Annotated in this window: 17 protein-coding genes; 12 read left to right on the forward strand and 5 right to left on the reverse strand. The window is 63.3% G+C overall.

Going from position 1 to position 26,612, the window contains the following annotated elements; translation table 11 throughout:
- Positions 1 to 237: 237 nt before the first annotated feature.
- The 3 genes from GJA_RS03200 (at position 238) to GJA_RS03210 (ending at position 5,859) form a co-directional block, all read left to right on the forward strand.
- Entirely contained in the window at positions 238 to 2,949 is a 2,712-nt protein-coding gene (locus tag GJA_RS03200) for a TonB-dependent receptor (protein ID WP_038488714.1), read from the forward strand.
- 127 nt (positions 2,950 to 3,076) lie between these two features.
- Complete coding sequence (locus tag GJA_RS03205; protein ID WP_038488716.1) at positions 3,077 to 4,336, forward strand: cyanophycinase; 1,260 nt, start codon at positions 3,077 to 3,079, stop codon at positions 4,334 to 4,336.
- An 80-nt stretch (positions 4,337 to 4,416) separates the two neighbouring features.
- Complete coding sequence (locus GJA_RS03210) at positions 4,417 to 5,859, forward strand: IgA Peptidase M64 (RefSeq protein ID WP_038488718.1); 1,443 nt, start codon at positions 4,417 to 4,419, stop codon at positions 5,857 to 5,859.
- Positions 5,860 to 5,960: 101 nt separating this feature from the next.
- Here GJA_RS03210 and GJA_RS27070 read toward each other — a convergent pair whose 3' ends face one another.
- Positions 5,961 to 7,748, reverse strand: coding sequence for an ADP-ribosyltransferase (locus GJA_RS27070; protein ID WP_144241411.1), 1,788 nt, complete (start codon positions 7,746 to 7,748; stop codon positions 5,961 to 5,963).
- 296 nt (positions 7,749 to 8,044) lie between these two features.
- Here GJA_RS27070 and GJA_RS03225 point away from each other — a divergent pair, with 296 nt between their 5' ends.
- A complete protein-coding gene (locus tag GJA_RS03225; RefSeq protein WP_081905600.1) occupies positions 8,045 to 9,379 on the forward strand; it encodes an IS4 family transposase in 1,335 nt (444 codons plus the stop codon).
- Positions 9,380 to 9,564: 185 nt separating this feature from the next.
- Here GJA_RS03225 and GJA_RS03230 read toward each other — a convergent pair whose 3' ends face one another.
- Genes GJA_RS03230 through GJA_RS03245 form a run of 4 tightly spaced genes read right to left on the reverse strand, consistent with a single transcriptional unit; the run spans position 9,565 to position 13,901 of the window.
- On the reverse strand, positions 9,565 to 11,148 hold the full coding sequence (locus tag GJA_RS03230) for a PepSY-associated TM helix domain-containing protein (RefSeq protein ID WP_038488727.1): 1,584 nt from the start codon (positions 11,146 to 11,148) through the stop codon (positions 9,565 to 9,567).
- Positions 11,145 to 11,414, reverse strand: a complete 270-nt coding sequence (locus tag GJA_RS03235; RefSeq protein WP_038488730.1) for a hypothetical protein — start codon at positions 11,412 to 11,414, stop codon at positions 11,145 to 11,147. The genes GJA_RS03230 and GJA_RS03235 overlap by 4 nt, the downstream gene beginning before the upstream one ends.
- Positions 11,404 to 11,694, reverse strand: coding sequence for a hypothetical protein (locus tag GJA_RS03240; RefSeq protein WP_051780224.1), 291 nt, complete (start codon positions 11,692 to 11,694; stop codon positions 11,404 to 11,406). The genes GJA_RS03235 and GJA_RS03240 overlap by 11 nt, the downstream gene beginning before the upstream one ends.
- A 26-nt stretch (positions 11,695 to 11,720) precedes the next feature.
- The gene (locus GJA_RS03245; protein WP_038488734.1) at positions 11,721 to 13,901 is read right to left on the reverse strand and encodes a TonB-dependent receptor; all 2,181 of its coding nucleotides are present in this window, start codon (positions 13,899 to 13,901) and stop codon (positions 11,721 to 11,723) included.
- Positions 13,902 to 14,316: 415 nt separating this feature from the next.
- Here GJA_RS03245 and fabI point away from each other — a divergent pair, with 415 nt between their 5' ends.
- From fabI to GJA_RS03285, 8 genes are all read left to right on the forward strand, one after another.
- Complete coding sequence (gene fabI, locus GJA_RS03250; RefSeq protein WP_038488737.1) at positions 14,317 to 15,087, forward strand: enoyl-ACP reductase FabI; 771 nt, start codon at positions 14,317 to 14,319, stop codon at positions 15,085 to 15,087.
- Between the two features lie 18 nt (positions 15,088 to 15,105).
- Positions 15,106 to 16,521, forward strand: coding sequence for an efflux transporter outer membrane subunit (locus GJA_RS03255; RefSeq protein WP_038498545.1), 1,416 nt, complete (start codon positions 15,106 to 15,108; stop codon positions 16,519 to 16,521).
- Positions 16,522 to 16,541: 20 nt separating this feature from the next.
- On the forward strand, positions 16,542 to 17,615 hold the full coding sequence (locus GJA_RS03260) for an HlyD family secretion protein (protein ID WP_038488741.1): 1,074 nt from the start codon (positions 16,542 to 16,544) through the stop codon (positions 17,613 to 17,615).
- 8 nt (positions 17,616 to 17,623) lie between these two features.
- Entirely contained in the window at positions 17,624 to 20,362 is a 2,739-nt protein-coding gene (gene rbbA / locus GJA_RS03265; protein ID WP_038498548.1) for a ribosome-associated ATPase/putative transporter RbbA, read from the forward strand.
- A 1-nt stretch (position 20,363) separates the two neighbouring features.
- The gene (locus tag GJA_RS03270) at positions 20,364 to 21,488 is read left to right on the forward strand and encodes an ABC transporter permease (protein WP_038488744.1); all 1,125 of its coding nucleotides are present in this window, start codon (positions 20,364 to 20,366) and stop codon (positions 21,486 to 21,488) included.
- Positions 21,489 to 21,599: 111 nt separating this feature from the next.
- The gene (locus GJA_RS03275; protein WP_051780226.1) at positions 21,600 to 23,810 is read left to right on the forward strand and encodes a DUF3141 domain-containing protein; all 2,211 of its coding nucleotides are present in this window, start codon (positions 21,600 to 21,602) and stop codon (positions 23,808 to 23,810) included.
- Positions 23,811 to 23,829: 19 nt separating this feature from the next.
- Positions 23,830 to 25,248, forward strand: coding sequence for a bifunctional enoyl-CoA hydratase/phosphate acetyltransferase (locus tag GJA_RS03280; protein ID WP_081905231.1), 1,419 nt, complete (start codon positions 23,830 to 23,832; stop codon positions 25,246 to 25,248).
- On the forward strand, positions 25,245 to 26,477 hold the full coding sequence (locus GJA_RS03285) for an acetate/propionate family kinase (RefSeq protein WP_038488750.1): 1,233 nt from the start codon (positions 25,245 to 25,247) through the stop codon (positions 26,475 to 26,477). The genes GJA_RS03280 and GJA_RS03285 overlap by 4 nt, the downstream gene beginning before the upstream one ends.
- Positions 26,478 to 26,612: the final 135 nt, after the last annotated feature.

Genomic DNA, 26,612 nt, shown 5'->3' on the forward strand with positions numbered 1-26,612 from the left:
GCTGTTGAATTTTAGTTTTGATATGCGTAGCCTGACTGCATGGCGGCGGGTGCGGTTGTCCGCACCGTCCGAGGCAGTCCCCCAAAAAACAGCGGCGCCTAGAAAATAGAAATAGCAGGTATGAGCAGGTAATAAAAACAAGTAAACAATAAAGTAAACCATACCCTGGGGAGTATCTCAATGCATCAATTATGCTGGCGCGCTGTTGCGTCAGGTCCATTCGCGCCACGTCCATCCATGCTGAGCCGCTCGATACGCGTTGCGCTCGGCTTGGGCGCCGCCGTCGCGCTGCTCGGACACGAGGCGGCCGCGCAGTCGTCCGATTCAGCCACGGCCGCGGTCAACATGCCGCGCGTCGAAATCACCGGTTCGGCGATCAAGCGGGTCGAATCCGAAACCGCGCTGCCGGTGCAGGTCATCACCCGCGCCGATATCGAGAAAGCCGGCGTCACCACCGCCGCCGAATTGATGGCGCGCGTGTCGGCCAACGTCGGCGGCCTGACCGACGGCGCCAGCATCAATGTCGGCGGCGACCAGCGCGGCTTCAACAGCGCCAACCTGCGCGGCATCGGCACCTCGTCGACGCTGGTGCTGCTGAACGGCCGGCGCATGGCCAACTTCGCGTCGCCGGGCGACGATGCCGGGGTCGACTTGAACAATATCCCGGCCGCCGCATTGCAGCGCGTCGAAGTGCTGCTCGACGGCGCGTCGGCGCTGTACGGCACCGACGCCATCGGCGGCGTGATCAACTTCATTACGCGCAAGGACTTCCAGGGCGTCGAATTGAACGCCTATGGCAGCGGCACGCAAGAGGGCGGGGCCGGCAAGCGCACCGCGACCATCAGCGCCGGCACCGGCGATTTGTCGCGCGACGGCTATAACGTGTTTGCGGTACTCGACACCCAAAGCACCGGCAGTCTCAGCACGTCGCAGCGCAAGTTCATCCCGAACCTGCACATTCCGGAACGCCTCGGCCATTTGCTGTCGAGTTATACCAGCCCGGCGAATATCCGCCTCAGCAGCGACCAGCGCGATTATTTGCAAAGCATCGGCTTCCAGATCAACGGCAAGCCGATCACCAACCGCCAGATCAACCTGTCGGTGCCGGGCTGCAGCGGACCGGCGAATCTCTATCTGCCGGCCGGCACCGGCGGCGTCGATGGCTGCACCTACAATTACATGGGCGACACCGAGCTGTATCCGGAATCGAGCAAGCAGAATTTGCTGACGCGTGGCGTGCTGCAATTGAGCCCCGAGCATCAGCTGTATGCCGAAGTGGCGCTGAGCAGTTCGCGTACCAATTATGTCGGTTCGGCGGCGCGGGTAACCGCCAGCATCGATTACAGCAAGGTGCCGCAACTGGCCAACAGCGGTCTCGACAGCACCGGCGACAGCGAGCTGCAACTGCGCATGCGCCTTGGCGAAGCGGGCCGCCGCACCAGCGAACTGACCAGCGAAAGCCAGCGCTACGTGGTCGGCCTGAGCGGCGTCGCCGGCGGCTGGGATTACGACATCGGCTTGAACCACAGCGTCAACACCATCAAGGACAAGGATACCCACGGCTACGTATTGAAGGACCAACTGCTGCAAGGGATCGCCGATGGCTTGATCAATCCTTTCGGCCCGTCCGGTCCGCAAGGCCGCGCGCTGCTCGACAGTATCCAGGTCAACGACGATGTGCGCCACGCGCGCGGCAGCATGGACTCGCTCGACTTCAAGGTGTCGCGCGGCTTGATGGCGCTGGGCGGCGGCGACCTGGCGCTGGCGCTCGGCGGGGAGCTGCGCCGCGAGCGCACCGCCTTCACGCCGTCGGCGCTGCTGATGAGCGATAACATCAATAACGACGATGCGCCGGAAGGCGGCGCCGGCACCAGCGACAGCCGCAATGTGGCGGCGGTATATGGTGAATTGCTGCTGCCGTTCAGCAAGCAGTGGCAAGCGCAATTGTCCGGCCGCTACGACCGTTATCAAGCCATCGGCGGCGCGCTGAGCCCGAAAATCGGCGTTACCTATACGCCGGCCAGGGACGTGCTGCTGCGCGCATCGGCCGGCAAGGGTTTCCGCGCGCCATCGATGTCGGACTTGCACCGGCCGACCGTGTACGGCCAGAGCGCGACCCTGCCCGATCCGGTGTATTGCGCGACGGTCAATAATAATTACGCCGATTGCGCCAACAACTGGGATACCCGGCGTTACAGCAACGCCAATTTGAAACCGGAGCGCAGCCGCCAATTCTCGCTGGGCGCGGTGCTCGAGGGCAGCCCGTACTGGAGCACCAGCCTGGATTACTGGAACATCAGGCGCACCGACTTGATCAGCGAAATCGGCGACGACATAATCCTGGCCAATCTCGACAAGTACGGCAGCCTGGTGCACCGCAATCGCGACAACGAGATCGACTACATCGAACTGCGCAAGGAAAATCGCGGCGCGCAACTGGCGTCCGGCCTCGACCTGACGCTCGACCTGCACAGCCCGACCACCGGGTGGGGACGTTTCGGCGCGCATGTCAACGGCACCTATGTGCTGGACTCGAAAATCCAGACCAGCGCCGGCGACGCCTATATCAGCAACCTGAATCAATTCGTCACCGACAGCGTGGTGCAGCGCTGGCGCCACACCATCACGCTGGACTGGGACCGCGGCGCCTATTCGGCCAGCCTGTCGAATACCTTCTCGAGCGGCTACCAGGACCAGAACTCGGCCATCAATCTCGACGACGGCAGCGTGGTGGCGGCCAACCAGGTCAAGGCGTATTCGATCTGGGACATGTCCGGCGCCTATGCGGTGAACCAGCACTTCAAGCTGCGGGCAGGCATCCAGAACTTGTTCAATACCAGCCCGCCCTACTCGAATCAAGCTTATTATTTCATTTCAGGCTACGATCCGAGCTACACCGATCCGCGCGGCCGGCGCTTCTATGCGTCGGCCAATTACGTCTTTAAGTAAGAACCGCAGCACCGCAGTACCGCAGCACCGCATCAAGCAAGCAGGCAATTTTCGAGCAGTTTTTTTGAGCAATCGTTTTGATGAGGACGGCGCCCCGACCATGCGCCGTCCTGGTCGGAAAGGCATCATGAAAGCATCTGGAATATCGCTACAACGAGTTGCTGCGGCGTGGCTGTTTGCGCTGCTGGGAGTGTGCCTGCAAGCGGCGGCCGCGCCGGCGCCGGCGGTGCCGTCGTTCGGCGCGGCGCCGCGCGGCACGCTGGTGATCATCGGCGGCGGCCTGCGCGCCGATAACGCCGAAGTGTGGCAGCGCATCGTCAAGCTGTCGGGCGGCAAGGGGGCGCGCATCGCGGTGCTGGCGTCGGCCTCGATCAACCCCGAAAAATCCGGCGCCAGCATCGTCGGCAAATTGAACCAGTACGGCGCCGACGCGTTCTTCGTGCCGCTCGGCGTCAAGCTGGCCGGCAGCGATTACCGCAAGGCGGCCGAAGACCCGGCCGTGGTGGCGCAAATCCGTTCCGCCAGCGGGATTTATTTCGCCGGCGGCGACCAGGGCCGCATCACCCAGGCGCTGGTGCGTACGGACGGCAGCCGCACCGCCGCGCTCGACGCGATCTGGTCGGTGTACCGGGGCGGCGGCGTGATCGCCGGTTCCAGCGCCGGCGCGGCGATCATGAGCACCACGATGTTCTACGACGCCAAGCCGGTGCTGGACATGCTCAAGATGGGCATCACCGAAGGCAGGGAAATCGCACCGGGCCTGGGTTTCATCGGCAGCGACGTGTTCGTCGACCAGCACTTGCTGGTACGCGGCCGCTTTGCGCGGATGATCCCGGTGATGCTGAAAAAGGGTTATCACATCGGCCTCGGCATCGATGAAAACAGCGCCATGATCGTCGACGCCGGGCGCGACGTCGAAGTGATCGGCTACAGCGGCGCCTTGCTGATCGACCTGTCCGACGCGCTGACCGACCGCGGCATCAAGAACTTCAATATCAGCAACGCGGCGATCAGCTACCTGGACCGGGGCGACAAATTCAACCTGATCACGCGCATCTTCACGCCGTCGCCGGACAAGGCCGACAACAAGCTCGACCCGAACCAGCCGGACATGCGCGAACCGGTGTTCACCAACGATATCCTCGGCAATAATGCGGTGCTCGACCTGATGGGCAACCTGATCGACAATGCCCAGCAAGAAGCGATCGGCATCGCCTTCGGCAATCCGCGCGACCCGTATCCCGACCTGGGCTTCGAGTTCAGGTTCAGCAAGACCGTCAACAGCGTCGGTTACAGCTCGACCGAGGCGGAAGCGTATTCGGTGCTCAAGCTGCGGCTCGACATCCGCCCGATCCAGCTGCGCCAGCCCTTGTACCGCTACAAATAGCAAAATCCCGGCGTTCCAAAAGTGGCGCCGGGTCGCTACAATGTCCGATCGGCGATCCGCCCATCATGCAAGGACTATTTATGCGCCCGACCACTTTCCGATTTTTTAGCGGCGTGTTGCTGGCCGCCTGCGGCCTGGCCCATGCGGCACAGGCGACTGCGCCGCCGCCTGCACCGCCGCCGGCGACGGTGCGCGTCGACTACCAGCACAGCGGCAACGCGCTGTCCGACCAGTATGCGATGGAGCGGGTGGTGATCGAACCGCTGCCGTGGCCGGGCGATATGTCGCGCACGCTGGACCACACCAACCGCGGCAACAACCGGGTCGAGGTGGTCGACGCCAGGACCGGCGCGCTGCTGTATTCGCGCGGGTTCAATACCGTCTTCGGCGAATGGCGCAGCACCGAGGAAGCGAACAAGACCAGCCGCGGCTTCGAGGAATCGGTGCGGTTTCCGAAACCGGACCGGCCGGTGCGCGTGCGCATCCTGAAGCGCGACGAGCGCAATCAATTTTCGGTCGCGTGGAGCGCCGAGGTCGATACCGACGGCCCGGACGTGATCCGCAAGCAGGGCCCGGCGCCGGCTAAGTTGATCCCGATCCGCGTCAACGGCCCGTCGCCGGACAAGGTCGACTTGCTGATACTCGGCGACGGCTACACCAAGGCCGACATGCCGAAATTCGAGGCCACCGCGCGCCGCATGGCCGACCATTTGTTTACCGTATCGCCATTCCGCGAACGGGCCGGCGATTTCAATGTGTGGGCAATGGCGGCGCCGACCCAGGAATCGGGCGTGTCGCGGCCATCGACCGGTCTGCACCACGCCTCGCGGCTGGGTGCGCGCTACGACATCTTCGGCAGCGAACGCTATGTGCTGACCACCGACAATCGCGCGCTGCGCGAACTGGCGCAATACGCGCCGTATGAATTCATCGAAATCCTGGTCAATAACGACACCTACGGCGGCGGCGGCATCTTCGGCCAGTTCAGCACGGCGGCGGCGAATAACGACTGGGCCAACTACCTGTTCGTGCATGAATTCGGCCACCATTTCGCCGGCCTGGCCGACGAGTACTACACCTCGCCGGTGGCGTATCAGTCGAGCGGCGCGCGTCCGGAACCGTGGGAGCCGAACGTCACCGCGCTGCACGATCCGGCGAATTTGAAATGGACGGACCACGTCAAGGCCGGCACGCCGCTGCCGACCGCATGGCCGAAGGCGGAGTATGAAGAAGCTTCGCGCGCATACCAGAAAGAGCGCGCCGCGCTGCGCCAGGAAAACCGTCCCGAATCGGAAATGAGCGCCTTGTTCCAGCGCGACTTGAAACAGACTGCGGAACTGTTTTCGCGCGCGCCGCACCAGCATCAGGTGGGCGCGTTCGAAGGCGCCAACTACGAAGCCAGCGGGTATTACCGGCCCGAGATGCAATGCATCATGTTCGACCGCAGCGGCCAATTCTGCTCGGTGTGCCAGGACGCGATCAGCACCATCATTGACTTGTATTCGCGGCCTTTAAGCCGGTAATTCTTCCCGGTAAAAGATAGCGATCCGGCATGGCGATATCAAGCCATGCCGGACTTTGTGCGGAAAACCCGCCAAACCGGGCTTTCCAAGCTTACCGTCAATTAAACCGCTGTCAAGGAAATCAAGTATTTGTTGCCGATTTTATTATCGCCAATATTTTTGAAATCTGTCACCACAAAATTGGTATGATGATTGAATAACACTTCTTGTTCCTCCTCCTCCTCGCCTAACTTTGTAATGTCACGTGCCTTGTTTCCATTCGCATGCACTTGCGCGGGCACTGTAATGTGGAAGCAGGTGTTTCCTGTGAAATCGCTTTCATTGGGTTTGTTTTTCTCCCAGCGCCTTGCCAATCCTTTATCTTTGGTCGTGCTCAGGAAGCACGGGACATTGATTGCAGTATTATTTTTGTATGCATTATAAAATCCCTGCAATACAGCGCCATCATGTTCCTTGACCCTGTATGTCTTCCCGGAATAACCTGGTCCCTTGCCAATCATGGATGAAACGCCGTTCAGGATCGGACTTAATTTGTTCAATGTTGGAACATCATTTTTAGAAAGTGCCGTATTGATTTTGTTGCTTAATCCTGTGGTATAAAGCAGGGTGCTGACCATTTCTCCTTTGTTGCAGTTGTCAAATTCTCCATCGCTGGATTCTTTCAGGTTATCGGTGACCTTGAATAAGCTATTGATGTCATGCGGATTTGTGTCATGCGGATTTATTTCTTCGAAATCACCTTCTTTCAACAGATTTGGATTGTTCCATATTAATTTGAAAACATCACTGTTTGCAACTTCAGGATGCTGTATTATTTTCTGTACCATGCCGTTATAGACTTGCATTATTTTCTGCATGTCTTCTTTTTTTGGTTTGGGACCCAAATATTCGTCAATTACAGTTTTTAACTTTATGCCATCGTCCAGGTCGCCGCTTGCTTTTTTCATGTCTTTCGCGGATATTCCAGTTGACTGAGTGGAAGGCGATGCCACTAATTGTTTGAGTTTCTCAGTACGGACATCAAGCATGTTGATGATTGCATCTTGGTCGCGGCGCGCCATGCCCGGAGTCCAAGCCGTCACAAGTGGTCGCCAACTATCCGTACCGCCGCTGTTACGCAAGTCCACGATGCTTTTAACTTGCTGCGGAAAGTTAGGAATGTCTTGAATTGACGCGCATCCCGCATGGGCCGCGATTTTTGCGTAAGACGCATTAACGCTCGGTTTGAATAATCCTTGTATTTCATCGAGTTCAGACAAACTTGCCGGGGATTTTCTTTCTCCCATCGCGCGCGACAAGAATGCGCTGCCATTATCGATGCGAATGGCTTTCTTATCTTTTGTTACCAAAATGTTGTCAAATTCAAGACCAACAACGTCCCAGTTTTTGAGTAATACATCGGCTGCAAATCCGGAAAGAATATTTTGTGATACCGCTTTTTTTACTTCCGGATTACTTCCTTTTAATACATCATTCAATGAGCCGGCTATGTTTGGGTTGCTGACGAATTTGGATGCAAAACGGGCCTTTCCTTTATGCTGGAATACCGCCGATTCTGGTGCTGCGTCAGCACCCATGAGGCGCCGATAAATTTTATTAGCGACGACCTCGCCGTGAGATTGAGCTTCATCTTCGTAGAACTTCACATAGCGCTCGATCTTATCCGTACCACGATATTTTCCACCCGGCGTACTTCCGGTTTGAGACGGCAACAGCTTGCCTAATACTACATGTGAGTCAAGTGGATTTTGCTGGGGCGCCGATCCGACCGAGGAAGAATTTCCATGGCTGGACGATGGTGGAATACCCCTGTTATTAATGGGATGGCTGTTGTTTTGGTTATATGGGTTGTAGGAATTCAGTGATCCGGGATTAAGAGTAGGGTGCATGATTTATTCTCTTGCATTAAAGGTATTCGGTTGTGGGCTGTTTTGTAATGAAGGACAGCGAGATGGTGCCGTTCTTCTATATAGGTATGGCCGGAGTCCGAATAGTTCCTTACGCTCATCATGCACAGCACGAAAAAGCGCTTCATGCAGGAGCTAAGAGCCACCCCTTTCAAGGAGTCCATCGGGCACTAATTGTCATTTCACGAATCCAACACATTGTTCATGTGTAGAGGAGTGATGTCATGCTGATGGATAACATTGTCGAACGATTCGCCGAGCGCGCGCCCCTTACCGTCATGGCCAGACTGGCATTGCAGCGCGCACTCGATCCGGCCTGGGTTGATCAGGTATTCGATCTGCACCGCCAGGCCCAATATCAGCGCGAGTTGCTGTTTTCGAGTGTGGTGGAAATCATGTCGGTGGTCGCGGTGGGGCTGCGTCCCTCGGTGCACGCGGCTGCCAAGCGCTACCTGGCCTTGCCAGTTTCTATTACCGCCCTGTACGACAAGATCAACCATACCGATCCGGCCGTGGTGCGAGCCCTGGTACAAGGCAGCCATGCAAGGCTGGGAGCTATCCTGCAACACCTGGGACCGGCGCCAGCGCCCAGCGTGCCGGGCTACCGCCTGCGCATTGTCGACGGCAATCATCTGCCGGCCAGCGAGAAACGGCTCAAACCACTGCGTGCATTTCGCGGGGCCGCCTTGCCGGGCCATTCGCTGGTCGTCTATGACCCGGACAGCAACCTGGTGGTCGATCTGCTGCCTTGCGAGGATGCCCATGCCCAGGAGCGTGCCTGCATGGGACCGATCCTGGCGCAGGCCGGTCCCGGAGAACTATGGATCGCCGACCGCAATTTCAGTACGCGCGCCATCCTGACAGGCTGGCATGCGCGCGGCAGCATGTTTATCGTGCGCGAACACGCCCGCACCCCGTATCCCGTCGTGTCTTCGGCACTGCAAGCGATGGGGTGCTGCGATACCGGCAATCTCTTTGAACAGCAAGTCTGTATCGACGATGGCGATGGTCAGTCGCTGCCCCTGCGCCGTATCGTGCTGGAACTGGATCAAGCCACGACGGACGGCGAGAAGAGCATACGGTTGCTCAGCAATCTGCCATCGGAACACTTTGACGCCAACTCGATTGCACAGCTATACCGTCGCCGCTGGCGCATTGAAAACATGTTTCAGCGCCTCGAAGCGGCGTTGCGCAGCGAGATCGCCACGCTGGGCCATCCGCGCGCCGCGCTGTTGGCCTTTGGGGTGGCCGTGCTTGCCTATAACGTTCTGGCGTTGATCGAAGGAGCAGTCTCTATCTGTCATCGTTTGCACGAAACAGACATCATCCTGTCGACCTTCTATCTGGCACTGGAGGTCAAAGGGGCGTATGAAGGCATGATGATCGCCATTGAGCGAGCGTCCTGGGAGCCGTGCGACAGGCTCGATTCGGCCGAGCTGGCAGCATTGTTGCTGCGCATCGCCGAACACGTGCAACCGGCCCGCTTGCGCAAGCATACCCGGGGACCCAAGACGCCTAAAAAGACCGGTTATGTATCAGGCGCCGAAGCGCGTCGCCACGTTGCAACCGCCCGCGTATTAAAAAGCGATAGAGTTACGCTCCCAAGACCTTGAAAGGGGTGGCGCTTAGAGCCTATCCCAGTAGTGAGCGTCTTGTTCTGGCCGCGCATCGGGAGCGCGGACCAGGCGTGAGGAGGACGCGTGGCGGGCCACGCGACGACGATCAACGCAGTCCCCGCTACTGAGGAGCGCCAGAAGAGGGCGTATTCATCTACTGGGATAGGCTCTTAGTGCCGGTATTAGGGAGTCTTGTCTCCTTCCGTTATGGCTATCGTTTGCAGCGACCAGACGCTATGCGGGTCGCCATGGCGGCCGCGCTGCAGCACGCTGCGCGCCATCTTCCAGTACAGCGCGGCAAACAGCAGCGACACCAGCGCCACGCCGGCGATGACGCCGTCGCCGCGCATCAGCGACAGCAGGGGATTGATGCCGCTGCGCTGCCACTGCGCCAGCGGGATCGCCGCCGTCAGCACGGCGCACAAGGTCAGCAGCTCGTGCGCGGCGCGCGCCGGCGGACGGGCGAACGCCCATGCCACGCTGGCAAGGAAGACCGCATGGTAGCCGCGCTGCTCCCACAACGGCAGTTCGCCCGGCGCCAGTTTATTCAGCAGGAACACCGCCGATACGCCTGCCACGCAGCCGAGGCAGACGCCCAGCGTGGCCTGCGCCATCAGCCGTCCGCTGCGCGGCTGTACTTGCCGGTTGCGCTTGCGGCGCGCCTCTATCCATAACAGGTTGCCGCTGTAGAACAGGAAGGCGCCGGCCATGCCGAGCATGAAGTAGGTCCATTGCAGCGCGGCGCCGCCGTATTCGGCGAAGTGCAGCGTTTGCAAACCGCGCATGAAGCGTGTGCCCGGACTGAAATTGTCGGGCGTCATGGCGCGCAGCACCCTGCCGTCGCTGGCGTTCAGCACCACCAGCGCCTTGCTGGTCACGGTCTGCCGGCTGATGGCGCCGTAGGCCTGTATTTCCGCGTTGCTGTCGCCGGCATGACGATAACTGATGCCCTCGACCTGCATGCCCGGCGCGGCGCGCTGCAGCGCCGCCAGCAGGGCCGGCGCCGGCAGCAATGGCGCGGCGACGCCGGACGCCCTGGACGGCGCCACCGCTGAAATATCCGGGCCAACCAGATCGAGCAGCTTGCCGTCGAAGACCAGGTACTGGAAAGGCGCCAGCAAGATCACGCCCAGGGCCAGGATCACGCTGCTCCACGCATACATCAGGTGGAACGGCAGCGACAGGATGCCGATCGCATTATGGGCATCCTGCCACATGCGCTTGAGGTTCTTGCCGATCCGTAGCGCAAGCAAGTCCTTGAAAAAGGACGGCGCATAAATCACCACGCCGCTGGCCAGCGCCATGCCATACAGGATGCAGATCGCGCCCAGCACATAGATGCCCCAGGACGGAGGAAAGCCGGCCGAATAATGCAGGCGGAAGATGAAGTCCACCAGCTTCGAATACGGCTCGGCGTCTTCCAGCTGGCCGGCCGGGTTCAGGCGGAAGTGGTGTACGATCGGCTTGCCTTGCTTGACGCTCTCGGTCCAGATCAACGACAGCGTTGGCTGGTATTCCGACGGCAGGCGCAGATAAAAGGATTGCCGCGCTTGCGGATACGCCTTCAGCACCGCATCGATCAGCGGCTGCGTCCGCGACAGCGGCTCCATCGGCTGTGCTGTCGACGACGCGCTTTCCCACGCATGCAATTCTTCATGGAACAGCGTCACCGAGCCGGCATAAAACGCGATGAACAGGCAGAAGCCCGCCGCCAGTCCGACCCAGGTATGCAGCGCGATATAGGTCCGTAAAGTTGCCGACTTCATGCTGCAATCCTGAGCAGGCCACCGGCCTTCAAGAAATGCAGCGCGCTGTAGCCGAGCAGCGTCGCGCCGCCCATCCACAGCCATGCGCGCAAGCCGGTCTTGAACAGGAACGCGCCCATCATGGCCGCCACCCACGCCAGGAAAAACAGCAGTAGCAAAGGCAGCGTGGTACGCCGCTGGTCGCTGCTGAGCAAGGCGAGCGTACCCACCACCAGTACCGATAATGGCAGTCCCAGCAAGGCCGCCGCCGTCGCCTTACCCCACATGGCGTCCTCCCGCTGCAGCCTGTTTTCGTCCACGCAGCCAGGCGTCCAGATAGGGCAGCAGCACCAGTCCCGTCATCAGGCCGGAGCAGGCGATCCACACGCCGCACCAGGCGCCATAGGCTTGCGCGGCCGCCGCCACCGCGCCGCCGGCCAGCGGCAGCGACAGCCAGCGCAGCCATCTGCTCCCGGCCGGCGCGGCGGGCCACAAGGTTTGATGCGGCGACGCCAGGTAAAAACTCAGCGCGGCCAGGCCGGCCATGGCCATGCATATCCAGTTCATGATCTGCTTTCTCGTCAGTTTTTTGGTCAGATGCTGCCTTGCAGGCCGAAGCCGACCTGCCGCGCATTGCCCAGGTTGACCAGGTAGCGGCCGGTGACCGATTCCAGGCGGTTGGCCGTGATGTAAGTGCGGTTGGTCAGGTTGCTGCCGAAGGCGAACAGCGACATGCCGTTCGACAGCGTGTACGCCGCCTTGCCGCCTAGGATGGTGTGGCCATCGTTGCGGTCGATGTTTTCCGGACGGGTATAAGTGCCGCCGGCGTGCTCCAGCGTCGCATTCAGCGTCCAGTGGCCGGGGGTCCAGTTAACGCCCACAGATTGCGTCTGGCGCGGCGAGCGGGAAAATTCCTTGCCGGTGTAATCGCCCTGCGGCGTCTTGAAATCGAGGAAGCGCGATGCCGATACGCCCAGCGCGCCGAACAGTTCCAGGTGCGGCGTCACCTTGCCGCGCAGCTCGGCTTCCAGTCCCTGCAGGCGCGAACTGCCGGCATTGACGATGTAGGTGTCCAGCGTGTTGCGGCCGACATCGACCTGCTGGTCCGACCAGTCCACGCGATAGGCGTTCAGCGTCAGCACCATGCCGCCATCGAGCATGCCCTTCAGCGACGCTTCATAGTTCTTGGTGAATTCCGGCGCGTAGGCATGCGAGCCGCGCTGATAGCTGTAATCGACGCCGCCGGTGCGGTAGCCGCGCTGCGCCGTCAGGCCGGCCACCCATTCGGGCGCCAGCGCGTAGCGCAGGCCCAGCTTCGGCAGCCAGACGTCATTGTCGGTCTTCAGGTTTTGCGCGCCATCGGCGGCGAACACGCCGCCGTTGATCAACTGGCCGACGATCCTGGTGGCCAGCGGCGAGGTGCCGCTGGTAGAGCCGGTCAGCACGCGGGTCTGGCGTTCGCCGTCGAAGCGCATGCCGGCGGTCAGGGTCAGCCTGCCGATCGCGTAATCGAGTTCGGTGAATGCCGCGCGGGTCCTGGTGGTGTCGGCTTCCAGGTTGCCGCGCTTGATGAACTCGGCGCCATACGCCGCATCGCATGCCGACTGCACCCGGCATTGCCCGATCAGGCCCAGCACATACGATACCGGCACGGTGAACACGTCGTCTCCGCTATAGTGCGCGTTCAGGTAATACACCCCCGCGACGCCCTTCAACTGGTTGCCGAACAGCGTGGTCTCGAAGTTGGCGCGCGCTTCCTGCGAAAACTGGCGATCGATATTTTCGCCGGTGCGGTAGCCCTGGTTCAGTTCGGTGCCGTCGTAATCCTGTACCCGGGTATAGCGATTGTGCGAATAGGTGGTCAGCAGCGTGATGTCGGCGCCGCCCAGCTTGAAGGTTTGTTCCAGCGCGGCCGAGCGGGTGTGGTTGGTGGAATTGCGCGGTTCGTTGGACAGGTTCTGGCGCGCCTCGGCCGGGCGGGTCACCGGCTCCACTCCCGGGCTGCCCAGTTGCTGCTTGTCGTCGACCAGCGTCACCAGCGCCTGGTAACGGTCGCCGATCGGCGTGACGCGCAATTTGGCGCGCAGCGTGTGGCCGTCGTCGTGGTTGTAGCGCTGGTCGGCGCGGCTTGGATCATAGACGTCGCCGTCGCGCTTGCGCTGTTCAAGGCTGATGCGGCCGGCCAGCACCTGGTCGACGATGGCGCCGCCGCCAGCCACCGCGATGCGCCGGGCATTCTGGTTGCCGGCGCTGACGCGATAGCTGAAGTCCGGCGTATCGGACGGGTCGCGCGTTTTCAGCACCACCGCGCCGGCCAGCGAGTTGCGGCCCTGGTTGGTCGACTGCGGGCCGCGCAGCACTTCCACGCGGTCGGCGTCCCACACGCTCAGGCCGCTGATGTCCTGGCCATAGCCATCCTGGGTCACGCCATCGACCACCAGCGTGATGGTGCGGCCGCCGCCGCCGCCGGCCGGGCCGTAGGAATTAATGCCGCGTATCGACAAGCCGCTCGCCGTGCCGACGTTGGCCATCTGCGCGGCCACGTTTTCCAGCGTGGTGTTGCCCGACTCGGCAATCTGGCGGCGGTTGCGCGCACCGACGCTGGCGCTGCTGTCGATTTCCGTGCGTTTCAGCTTGTCGCCGCTGATCACCACCCGCTCGGCGGCGGCCGCCGGTTCGGCCGCCGCATCGGGGGCAACTGCCATCTCATCCGCATGCACTTGCCAACTTGCTATCACACTTGCCAGGCCCAGCACCATCAATTTGATACGCATGTCAGTTCTTCCCTCGGTATTATTGAATGAGAATCAATCTCAAATGCAATCAATTTTAAATGATAATCATTTTTATTAAAAGTGAATTTTAGTGAGGATTCACGGCTGCTGATATGTTAAAACAGCAACTTTGTCGCCTGACTGGCGTAACACGCAGCCAAGCAGGCATGGTTTTTCGAGACGATGGCGACAAGCGCCGGGCATGCGGCTTTACGTGCTGGATCGCGGCGCGGTGGACGAGATGGATGGATTCCGGAATCCGCTTCATGTTGCAAAATTTGATATATATCAATGTTGCTCTGATGCACACACTCGTATAGTTGCATCGTCTCAAGGCGCGCCAGCGCCGGACTGATCTATGGCCGGGCTGTATCAAGCCCCGGCTACGGCGGCGTCTACTTTATGGAGTAACAAGATGATCAATACCGGTTTGCGGGGAAAAAAAGGCGTGGTGATCGGCATCGCCAACGAGCAGAGCATTGCCTGGGGTTGTGCGCGCGCCTTGTCCGGCGCCGGCGCCGAACTGGCGCTGACGTGGCTCAACGACAAGGCGCGGCCGCATGTGGAACCGCTGGCGCGGCAGGTGGAGGCGGCGCTCGCGCTGCCGCTCGACGTCAGCCGCCCGGAACAGGCCGCGGCGCTGTTCGACGCGATCGCAGAACAATGGGGCCGGCTCGATTTCCTGGTCCATTCGATCGCCTACGCGCCGATGCAGGATTTGCATGGCCGCGTGGTGGATAGTTCCGCGGACGGTTTTGCGCAGGCGATGGATATTTCCTGCCACTCGCTGATGCGGCTGGCGAAGCTGGCCGAGCCGCTGATGCGGGACGGCGGCAGCCTGATCACGATGAGTTACCTGGGCGCCGAAGAGGTGATCAACGATTACGGCCTGATGGGACCGGTCAAGGCGGCGCTGGAAGCGTCGGTGCGTTACCTGGCGGCCGAGCTGGGACCGGCCGGCATCCGCGTCAACGCGATTTCGCCGGGGCCGCTCGATACCCGCGCCGCGTCGGGCATCGCCCATTTCGACCGGCTGCTGGCCGACGCGGCGCAGCGTTCGCCGCTGCGCCGGCTGGTCGATATCGACGACGTCGGCGCGCTGTGCGCCTTCCTGGCCGGCGACGGCGCCCGTTCCATCACCGGCGGCACCTTGTATGTCGACGCCGGCTACAACATTCTTAACTAGGCAGGACGCACGATGAAGATGGTCAAGACTTTTTTACCGTTGGCGCTGATGTCGCTGCTGGGCGCCTGCACCTCGATGGCGCCGCCGTACCAGGCGCCGGCCTTGCCGGTGGCGGCGGCGTATCCGGAAACCGATCCGGCCGCCGGCGCGCGGCCTGCGTCGGCGATCGGCTGGCGCGATTATTTTGCCGATCCCCTCTTGCAGGAATTGATCGTCCAGGCGCTGCGGCATAACCGCGACTTGCGCATCGCCGCCTTGCGGATACAGGAAGCGCGCGCCGCCTACGGCATCCAGCGCGCCGAACAGTTTCCGACGGTGGGCCTGGGCGCCGAGGGCAACCGCTCGCGCGTGCCGGGCGACTTGAATGTGACGGGCCAGCCGCTGGTCGCGTCCCAATACCAGGCCGGCTTGAGCGTCAGCGCGTGGGAGCTGGATTTCTGGGGCCGCGTGCGCAGCCTGAAAGACAGCGCGCTGGAAAACCTGCTGGCCAGCGACGAGGCGCGCCGCGCCGTCGGCGTGGCGCTGGTGGCGCAGGTGGCCGACGGCTACCTGGCGCTGCGCGAACTCGACGAACGGGTCGCGCTGGCGCGCCGCACCGTCGACAGCCGGGCCGAGTCGTACCGCATCTTCAAGCGCCGCTTTGAAGTCGGCTCGATCTCGAAACTCGATTTGACGCAAGTCGAAACGCTGCTGACGCAGGCGCAGTCGCTGGGCGCGCAACTGGAGCAGGCGCGCGCCGCGCGGGCCCACGCGCTGGTGCAACTGGTCGGCGCGCCGCTGCCGCTGGTTCCGGAAACCCGCCGCTTCGACGATGCCAGCGTGTTGCGCGAAGTGCGCGCCGGCTTGCCGTCTGACTTGCTGGCGGTGCGCCCCGACATCGCCGCCGCCGAACACCAGCTGCGCGCCGCCCAGGCCAATATCGGCGCGGCGCGCGCGGCGTTTTTCCCGCGCATCACGCTGACCGGTTCCTACGGCAGCGCCAGCGCCGAACTGCATGGCCTGTTCGATGCCGGCAGCGGCGCGTGGAGCGTGATACCGCGCCTGAGCGTGCCGATCTTCGACGCCGGCCGCAACCGCGCCGGGCTGGACCTGGCCGTGGCGCGGCGCGACGTGGCCGTGGCGAATTATGAAAAAAGCGTGCAAAACGCGTTCCGCGAAGTGTCGGACGCCTTGTCCGGGCGGCGCTGGCTGGCCGAGCAGGTGCGCATCCAGAAAACCACGCTGGCCGCCCAGACCGAACGCGCGCGGCTGGCCAAGCTGCGCTACGACAACGGCGCCGCGCCCTACCTGGAAGTGCTCGATGCGCAGCGCGACTTGCTGAACGTGGAACAGGCGCTGGTGCAAACCCGCCGCGCGCTGTTGTCCAGCCAGGTCAGCCTGTACGCCGCGCTCGGCGGCGGCGCGCTGGACGCAGCCGCTCCCCTCACTTATTGATACTTATTGATTGCGACCCCATGACTCCACAACTGAAGAAAAAATTCCTCCCCGCAGCACTGGTCCTGGCCGTCCTGGCGCTGGCTTATTATGGCTGGCATGCGCTGCGTCCAGCCGGTCCCGGTCCCGGTTTCGTCAGCGGCAATGGCCGCATTGAGGCCACGGAAGTCGACGTCGCCACCAAGTTGCCGGGCCGGGTCGATGCGCTGCTGGTGCGCGAGGGCGATTTCGTCAAGGCCGGCCAGCCGCTGGCGAAAATGCAAGTGCAATCGCTGGAAGCCCAGCGCGACGAAGCGCGCGCCCGCCATCAGCAGGCGCGCGATACGGTGGTCGGCGCGGAGGCCCAGGTGGCGGTGCGTCAAAGCGACAAGGTCGCGGCGCAAGCCGTGGTGGCGCAGCGCGAAAGCGAGCTGGATGCGGCGCAGCGCCGCCTGGCCCGTTCCGAAACGCTGGCGCGCGAAGGCGCGTCGTCGGCCCAGGAGCTGGACGACGACCGGGCCCGGGTGCGCAGTATCGCGTCCGCGCTGAACGCGGCGCGGGCCCAGGTGACGGCGGCGCAGGCGGCGATCGATGCGGCCAGCGCGCAAGTGGTCGGCACCCGTTCGGCGGTGAACGCGGCCGAGGCGACCACCGCGCGCATCGACGCCGACCTGGCCGACAGCCAGCTGGGTGCGCCGCGCGACGGCCGCGTGCAATACGTGGTGGCGCAGCAGGGCGAAGTATTGGGCGGCGGCGGCAAGGTGCTGAACCTGGTCGACTTGAACGATGTCTACATGACGTTCTTCCTGCCCGAAACCGTGGCCGGCAAGGTCGCGCTGGGCGCCGAAGTGCGGCTGGTGCTGGACGCCGCGCCCGATTACGTGATCCCGGCGACGATTTCCTTCGTCGCCAGCAGCGCGCAATTCACGCCGAAAACGGTGGAAACCACCAGCGAACGGCAAAAGCTGATGTTCCGCGTCAAGGCGCAAATCAACCGCGAGCTGCTGCAAAAACACGTCAAGCTGGTCAAGGTCGGCTTGCCCGGCGTGGCCTGGGTCAAGCTCGATGCACAAGCCGCGTGGCCGGCTGAATTGACCGGCAAGGTCGCACAGTGAGCGTGGTCTTGGAAAAGACCGCAGCGGTGGTGCGGCTGGCAGGCGTCAGCCAGCGCTATGGCAAGACCGTGGCGCTCGATGCGATCGACCTGGATATCCCGGCCGGCCGGATGGTCGGCCTGATCGGACCGGACGGCGTCGGCAAGTCCAGCCTGATGTCGCTGGTGGCCGGCGCGCGCGCGGTGCAGCAGGGCACAGTCGAAGCGCTGGGCGGCGACATGGCCGATCGCGAACACCGCACGGCGGTCTGCCCGCGCATCGCCTACATGCCGCAGGGACTGGGCAAGAACCTGTATCCGACGCTGTCGGTCGAAGAAAACCTGCAATTCTTTGCGCGCCTGTTCGGCCATGACGCGGCCGAACGGCGCCGCCGCATCGACCAGCTGACGCGCAGCACCGGCCTGTATTCCTTCCTGGCGCGGCCGGCCGGCAAGCTGTCCGGCGGCATGAAGCAAAAGCTGGGGCTGTGCTGCGCGCTGATCCATGATCCCGACTTGCTGATCCTCGACGAACCGACCACCGGCGTCGATCCGCTGGCGCGGGCCCAGTTCTGGGACTTGATCGCGCATATCCGCGCCGACCGCACCGAAATGAGCGTGATCGTCGCGACCGCCTACATGGACGAGGCGCAGCGCTTCGACTGGCTGGTGGCGATGGACGACGGCAAGGTGCTGGCCACCGGCACGCCGGCCGAATTGCTGGCCAATACCGGCAGCGCCAACCTGGAAGCGGCCTTCATCGCGCTGCTGCCGGAAGCCAAGCGGCGCGGCCACCAGCCGGTGGTGATCACGCCGCTGGATGCGCAAAGCGCGAACGACATCGCGATCGAAGCCAAGGATCTGACGATGCGCTTCGGCGATTTCACGGCGGTCGATCACGTCAATTTCCGCATCGGCCGCGGCGAAATTTTCGGCTTCCTGGGGTCCAATGGCTGCGGCAAGTCGACCACCATGAAGATGCTGACCGGCTTGCTGCCGGCCAGCGAAGGCACGGCCTGGCTATTCGGCAGCGAAGTGAATCCCGACGATATCGCCACCCGGCGCCGGGTCGGTTACATGTCGCAGGCGTTTTCGCTGTACAGCGAGTTGACGGTGCGCCAGAACCTGGTGCTGCATGCGCGGCTGTTCCATGTACCCGAGTCCGAAATTGCGGCGCGGGTCGATGAAATGGCCGACCGTTTCGACTTGCGCGAGGCGATCGACGCGCTGCCCGACAGCCTGCCGCTGGGCATACGCCAGCGGCTGTCGCTGGCGGTGGCGATGGTGCACCGGCCGGAATTGCTGATCCTCGACGAGCCGACGTCGGGCGTCGATCCGATTGCGCGCGATAACTTCTGGCGCCTGATGATCGAGCTGGCGCGGCGCGACAAGGTCACCATCTTCATTTCGACCCACTTCATGAACGAGGCCGAGCGCTGCGACCGCATTTCCCTGATGCACGCGGGGCGGGTGCTGGTCAGCGATGCGCCGGACGCACTGGTGAAAAACAGCGGCGCGGCGACGCTGGAAGAAGCCTTCATTTCCTATCTGGAGCAGGCTGGCGGCGGGGTATCGGTCGATCCCGATGCGGCGGCCGTGGCGCCGGCGGCGGCCGACGCGCCCGCCGTGCACCAGAAACGGCATGGCTTCAGCCTGAACCGGATGCTCAGCTACCTGTGGCGCGAAACGCTGGAATTGCGCCGCGACCCGGTGCGCGCCACGCTGGCGCTGGGCGGTTCGGTGATCCTGATGTTCGTGATCGGCTTCGGCATCAGCCTGGACGTCGAAAACCTGAGTTATGCGGTGCTCGACCATGACCAGACCACGCTGAGCCACAATTACACGCTCAATCTGTCCGGCTCGCGTTATTTCATCGAGCAGCCGCCGCTGCGCGACTACGACGACCTGGATAAACGCATGCGCAGCGGCGAACTGGCGCTGGCGATTGAAATCCCGCCCGGTTTTACCCGCAATGTGCAGCGCGGGGCGCCGGCGCAGATCGGCGCCTGGGTCGATGGCGCGATGCCGATGCGCGCCGAAACCGTGCAGGGCTATGTGCAGGGCATGCACCAGGGCTGGCTGGCCGACCAGGCGCTGCATCGTCTCGGCATCGCGCTGAGCAGCCCGGTCGCGGTCGAGACGCGCTTCCGCTACAACCCGGACGTGAAAAGTCTGCCGGCGATGGTGCCGGCGGTGATTCCGCTGCTGTTGCTGATGCTGCCGGCGATGCTGGCGGCGCTGTCGGTGGTGCGCGAAAAGGAGCTCGGCTCGATTTTGAACCTGTACGTCACGCCGGTCACGCGCACCGAATTCTTGCTCGGCAAGCAGGCGCCGTACGTGCTGCTGGCGATGCTGAACTTCTTGCTGATGACTTTGCTGGCGGTGACCGTGTTCGGCGTGCCGGTCAAAGGCAGTTTCCTGACCTTGCTGGGCGCTGCGCTGCTGTTCAATATCAGCGCCACCGGCATCGGCCTGTTCGCGTCGACCTTCACCAAAAGCCAGATCGCGGCGCTGTTCGTCACCATGATCGGCACCATGATCCCGGCGATCCAGTTCGCCGGCCTGCTCAATCCGGTGTCGTCGATGGAAGGCGGCGGGCGCTTGATCGGCATGCTGTATCCGGCCGCCCACATGCTCGACATCAGCCGCGGCGTCTTCAACAAGGCGCTCGGTTTTTCCGACTTGCACAGCGCATTCTGGGCGCTGCTGCTGGCGATACCGGTGGTGCTGGGCCTGACCATCGTCTTACTCAAGAAACAGGAAAGCTGACATGCGCGGCCTCGCCAATATTTACCGCCTCGGCATCAAGGAATTGTGGAGCCTGATCCGCGACCCGATGATGCTGATACTGATACTGTACACCTTCACGCTGGCGATCTACGTGGCCGCCACGGCCAAGCCGGAAACCCTGCACAAGGCGTCGATCGCGATCGTCGATGAAGACGCGTCGCCGCTGTCGGCGCGCATCGCCGGGGCGTTTTATCCGCCGCAATTCACCACCCCGGCCGTGATTTCGCAAGCCGAGGTCGACGCCGGCCTGGACGCCGGCCGCTATACCTTCGTGCTGACCATTCCCGGCAAGCTGCAAAGCGACGTGCTGGCCGGCCGCCGCGCGGTGCTGCAACTGAACGTTGATGCGACCCGCATGAGCCAGGCCTTCAGCGGCAGCGGCTACATCCAGCAAATCGTCGCCGGCGAAGTGGCCGAGTTCACCCAGCGCTACCGTGGCGGCGCCAGGCCGCCGGTGGAGCTGGTGCTGCGCGCGCGCTTCAATCCGGCCTTGCAGCAGGCGTGGTTCGGCGCGCTGATGGAAATCATCAACCAGGTGACGATGCTGTCGATCATCCTGACCGGCGCCGCGCTGATACGCGAGCGCGAACACGGCACCATCGAGCATTTGCTGGTGATGCCGGTGACGCCGAGCGAAATCATGCTGGCCAAGGTATGGTCGATGGGACTGGTGGTGCTGGTCGCCGCCGGGCTGTCGCTGAACCTGGTGGTGCGCGGCGTGCTCAACGTGCCGGTCGAGGGGTCGGTGGCCTTGTTCCTGTGCGGCGCGGCGCTGCACCTGTTCGCGACGACGTCGATGGGCATCTTCATGGCGACGGTGGCGCGCAGCATGCCGCAATTCGGCATGCTGCTGATCCTGGTGCTGCTGCCGCTGCAAATGCTGTCCGGCGGCAGCACGCCGCGCGAAAGCATGCCGCAACTGGTGCAAAACATCATGCTGGTCGCGCCGACCACCCACTTTGTCGAACTGAGCCAGGCGATCCTGTATCGCGGCGCCGGTTTCGACGTGGTCTGGAAGCCGTTCCTGGCGCTGCTGGCGATCGGCGCCGCGCTGTTCACGGTGTCGCTGTCGCGCTTCCGCAAGACCATCAGCCAGATGGCTTGACGCGATGCGCCCGCACGATAGAAAACCACCTTTCCCCGGGCTTGTTGAAAAGGCCATATCATGAGCCAGTCAGATAAACCGCAACACGAACCACAGTGGAGATTGATGACGATGCAGGAATCTACGACCAATACCGGTACGACCAACGTCCCCTGGCCGCAGGCGGCCGGCAGCTATGCGATCGACGCCTGGCAGCGCAGCATCCTGTATGCCGACGTGATGCGCCGGCGCGGCAACCAGTACCACCAGCACATGGCCGAGGAAGTGCCGAACGTGCTGGACTTCACCGCCGAAATCGTCATGTCCGGCCTGGAATTGGCGCGCCCCGTCAATTACGGCCTGGTGCGCATCCTGGCGCCGCACGACGAGCCGGCCGACGAGACCAGGCGGCCGTTCGTGGTGGTCGATCCGCGCGCCGGCCACGGCCCCGGCATCGGCGGCTTCAAGGCGGAAAGCGAAATCGGCGTGGCGCTGCGCGCCGGCCATCCCTGTTATTTCATCGGCTTCCTGCCCGATCCGGCGCCCGGGCAAACGGTGGAAGACGTGATGCACGCCGAAGCGGCCTTCCTCGAAAAAGTCATCGCGCTGCATCCGCGCAGCGAAGGCAAGCCGGCCGTGATCGGCAATTGCCAGGCCGGCTGGCAAATCCTGATGACGGTCGCGCTGCGCCCGGAACTGTTCGGTCCGATCATCGTGGCCGGCGCGCCGGTGTCGTACTGGGCCGGCTGGCACGGCCGCAATCCGATGCGCTATTCCGGCGGCCTGCTGGGCGGCAGCTGGGGCACGGCGCTGGCCGGCGACCTGGGCAACGGCCGCTTCGACGGCGCCTCGCTGGTGCAGAATTTCGAGAACCTGAATCCGGCCAATACGCTGTGGGGCAAAAAATATAATCTGTACGCGAACATCGATAGCGAGGCCGAACGTTATCTCGGGTTTGAAAAATACTGGGGCGGCCATGTGTTCCTGAACCAGGTCGAGATGCAATACATCGTCGACAACCTGTTCGTCGGCAACCGCCTGGCCACCGCCGAACTGATCACCGCCGACGGGGTGCGGCTGGACTTGCGCAATATCCGTTCGCCGATCGTGGTGTTTTGCTCGAACGGCGACAACATCACCCCGCCGCCGCAGGCGCTGGGCTGGATCACCGACTTGTACCGCGACGACACCGACGTGCTGACGCACGACCAGACCATCGTCTATGCGGTACACGACAGCATCGGCCACCTCGGCATTTTTGTGTCCGGCAGCGTGGGCCGCAAGGAACACCAGAAATTCGCCAGCAATATCGATTTGATCGACTTGCTGCCGGCCGGGATCTACCAGGCGCTGATCGAGGATAAAACCGCCGCCACGCCGAACCCGGAATTGGCCAGCGGCGATTTTGTCCTGTCGATCCAGCGCCGCGGCATCGGCGACGTGCGCGAGATCGTCCGGCCGGACCCGGAAAACGAGCGCAAGTTCGCCACCGTGGCGCGCGTGTCGGAAATCAACCTGGGCCTGTACCGCCAGTTCGTGCAGCCGTGGGTAAGGGCCGCCGTCACGCCGTTATCGGCGCGCTGGATGCAAGGCACCCATCCGCTGCGGGTATCGTATGAAGCGTGGTCGGACCGCCATCCGCTGGCGCCGCTGGTGGCGCGCGAAGCCGAAAAAATCCGCCAGCACCGCCAGCCGGTGGCAGCCGACAATCCGCTGTTGCAAATGCAGCGCGCGTGGTCGGCGGGCGTCATCGCGGCGTTGGATAATTGGCGCGACTGGCGCGACATGGCGTGCGAACAGGTGTTCGATGCGGTGTACGGTGCGCCGTGGCTGCAGGCGCTGGCCGGACTCGGCAACGGGCAGGCGCCGCGCCCGCAACCGGCCATCGCGCCAGAGCATTGCGCCTTCGTCAAGGCGGAAGTCGAACGGTTGCGCGGCAGCGTCGGCCAGGGCGGCCTGGCCGAAGCCGGCATCCGCGCGCTGTGCTTCATCCACCGCCTGCGCGGCGTCGCCGATGAACGGCGCTTCAACCTGGCGCAGCAATTGCACCAGTCGGCGCCCGGCGACAAGCTGGGCATCGCCGGCTTCCGCCAGGTCGTGCGCCAGCAGGCCCGTTTGATGCTGCTCGACCAGGATGCGGCAATGGCCGCCTTGCCGGTCTTGCTGGCGCGCGGCACGCCGGATCAAATTGATGAACTGGCGCGGATGCTGCAGCAAATGGTCAATATGCCGCTGCCGCCATCGGCCGACGAAAAGGCCAGCCTCGACCAGGTGCTGCAACTGTTCGATCAGGCTGCCCGCTCCCGGAAAAATAATACAGTCCGGCTGGCGGCCCGCGCCTGACATGTGAATGACGAACCCTATGACCGATAAAAATACAGATTTGGCGACCATCCGCAACCGCACCTTCGAACAGATCGCCATCGGCGACAGCGTCAGCATCGAACGCACGCTGAGCAGCGAAGACATCCAGCTGTACGCGGTGATGTCCGGCGACGACAATCCGCAGCATCTGGACCCCGAGTTCGCCGCCTCGACCCGCTTCCATGGCGTGATCGCGCATGGCATGTGGGGCGCGGCGCTGATTTCATCGCTGCTCGGCACCCGCTTGCCGGGACCGGGCACGGTGTACCGCGGCCAGACGCTGCGCTTCCTGCATCCGGTGCGGGTCGGCGACACCCTGACCGTCAGCGTCAGCGTCACCGCGCGCGACGCCGGGAAAAAGCTGGTCAAGCTGGCCTGCGCCTGCGTCAACCAGGAGGGCAAGACCGTCATCGAAGGCGAGGCCGACGTGATCGCGCCGAGCGAGGCGATCGAACGGCCGCGCACCACCTTGCCGGAAGTGCGCCTGAACGTGTCCGGTGGCGCCGGCGCCCAGCGCTTGCTGGACCATGCGCGTCCGCTCGGCTCGATCCGCGTGGCGGTGATCCATCCATGCGATGAATTAAGCTTGTCGGCCGCGCTCGATGCGCGCAATGCCGGCCTGATCGTGCCGCTGCTGGTGGCGCCCAGGGCCAGGCTGGAAGCGGTGGCGCTGGCCGCCGGGCTGGACTTGAGCGGCATCGAGATCGAAGACGTCGAACATAGCCATGCCGCCGCCGCGCGCGGCGCCGAACTGGCCGGCAAGGGCCAGGTCGAAGCGCTGATGAAGGGCAGCCTGCATACCGACGAACTGATGTCGGCGGTGCTGGCCGGCGCGGCGGGGCTGCGCACCAAGCGCCGCATCAGCCATTGTTTCCTGATGCAGACGCCGGCGTATCCGCGCCCGTTCATCATCACCGACGCGGCCATCAATATCGCGCCGACGCTCGACATCAAGGCCGACATCGTGCGCAACGCGATCGACCTGGCGCACGTGATCGGGGTGGCCGAACCGCGCGTGGCGATCCTGGCGGCGGTGGAAACGGTCAATCCGGCGATGCCGTCGACGCTGGACGCCGCCGCGCTGTGCAAGATGGCCGACCGGGGGCAAATCAGCGGCGCGATCCTCGATGGCCCGCTGGCGTTCGATAACGCGGTGTCGGCCGCCGCCGCGCGCATCAAGGGCATCGTGTCGGACGTGGCCGGCCACGCCGACATCCTGGTGGTGCCGGACCTGGAAAGCGGCAATATGCTGGCCAAGCAGCTCGAATACATGGGCGACGCCGAAAGCGCCGGCATCGTGCTGGGCGCCAGGGTGCCGGTGATATTGACCAGCCGCGCCGATTCGCGCACCAGCCGCATCGCCTCCTGCGCCATCGCCCTGATGCTCGCCCACCACTACCGTAGCAGCCCGCCATGAATCCTGTTTCATCGTTGACGAATGCCGCGCAAGCGCGCGGCGAATTGATCCTGGTCCTCAACTGCGGTTCGTCCAGCATCAAGTTCGCGCTGTTCGACGGCGGCATCACGCCGTTGCCGCGCCAGGCCGAATGGAGCGGCAAGGTCGAAGGCATCGGCGGACCGAAGCCGACCTTCCGCGCCGGCGGCGGCGAGGCCTTGGCGTTGACGCTCGATGGACAACAGCCTTACCACGCGGCGCTGGCGTTGATACGCGAGCGGGTGCTGGCGCAGCTGGCCGGCCGCACGCTGCGCGCGGTGGCGCATCGGGTGGTGCATGGCGGCAGCAAGTATTTTGCGCCGGTGCGGGTCGATGCGGCCGTATTGGCCGACTTGAAAACCTATATTCCGCTGGCGCCGCTGCACCAGCCGTTCGCGCTGGAAGCGATCGAAGTGCTGCTGGAAGCGCGCCCCGATTTGCCGCAGGTGGCGTGTTTCGACACCGGCTTTCACCACACCGTGCCGCAAGTCGAACAGATGCTGGCGCTGCCGTACGCGGCGTGGGAGCGCGGCTTGCGGCGCTACGGTTTCCATGGCCTGTCGTATGAATACATGTCGCTGGTGCTGCCCGAGCATTTCGGCGACGTGGCGCGCGGCAGGGTGATCGTGGCCCACCTCGGCAGCGGCGCCAGCCTGTGCGCGATGCAGGGTTTGCAAAGCGTGGCCACCACCATGGGATTTTCGGCGCTGGACGGCTTGATGATGGGCACCCGCTGCGGTTCGCTCGATCCCGGCGCGGTGCTGTACCTGATGGAAATCGAAAAGCTGACGCTGGCCGAGGTCGGCCATGTGCTGTACCACGAATCCGGCTTGCTGGGCGTGTCCGGACTGTCGGCCGACCCGCCGGTGCTGCTGGCGCAAGAGCGGCGCGACGATGCCACCGGCGAGCGGGTACGCGCCGCGCTGGCGCTGTACGTGCGCCGCATCGTGCGCGAAATCGGCGCGCTGACGGCGCTGCTGGGCGGCCTCGATTTGCTGGTGTTCAGCGCCGGTGTCGGCGAGCACAGCATCGAATTGCGCAAGCGGATTTGCGCTGGCCTCGGCTTCCTCGGAGCGCTGCTGGACGAGCCGGCCAATGCCGTGCATGGCCCGCTGATTTCGGCGCCGCACAGCCGTCTCGCGCTGGGCGTGGTGGCGACCAATGAAGAGTGGATCGCCGCGCGCCATGCCGCTGGATTGGTGGCGGAATAAACTGTTTTACTGTTGTGTACGGTGCCGCACGGTGATGGAGAGCGTCTTACATTAATCTGTAGTCATGTCATCGGCGTCGCTTCGGAAGGGGCGGCGCGATGCGGGGCGCTGCCACATGCACTCAGAATTTAAAAC

It is taken from the genome of Janthinobacterium agaricidamnosum NBRC 102515 = DSM 9628, from assembly GCF_000723165.1.
Classification (GTDB): domain Bacteria; phylum Pseudomonadota; class Gammaproteobacteria; order Burkholderiales; family Burkholderiaceae_D; genus Janthinobacterium; species Janthinobacterium agaricidamnosum.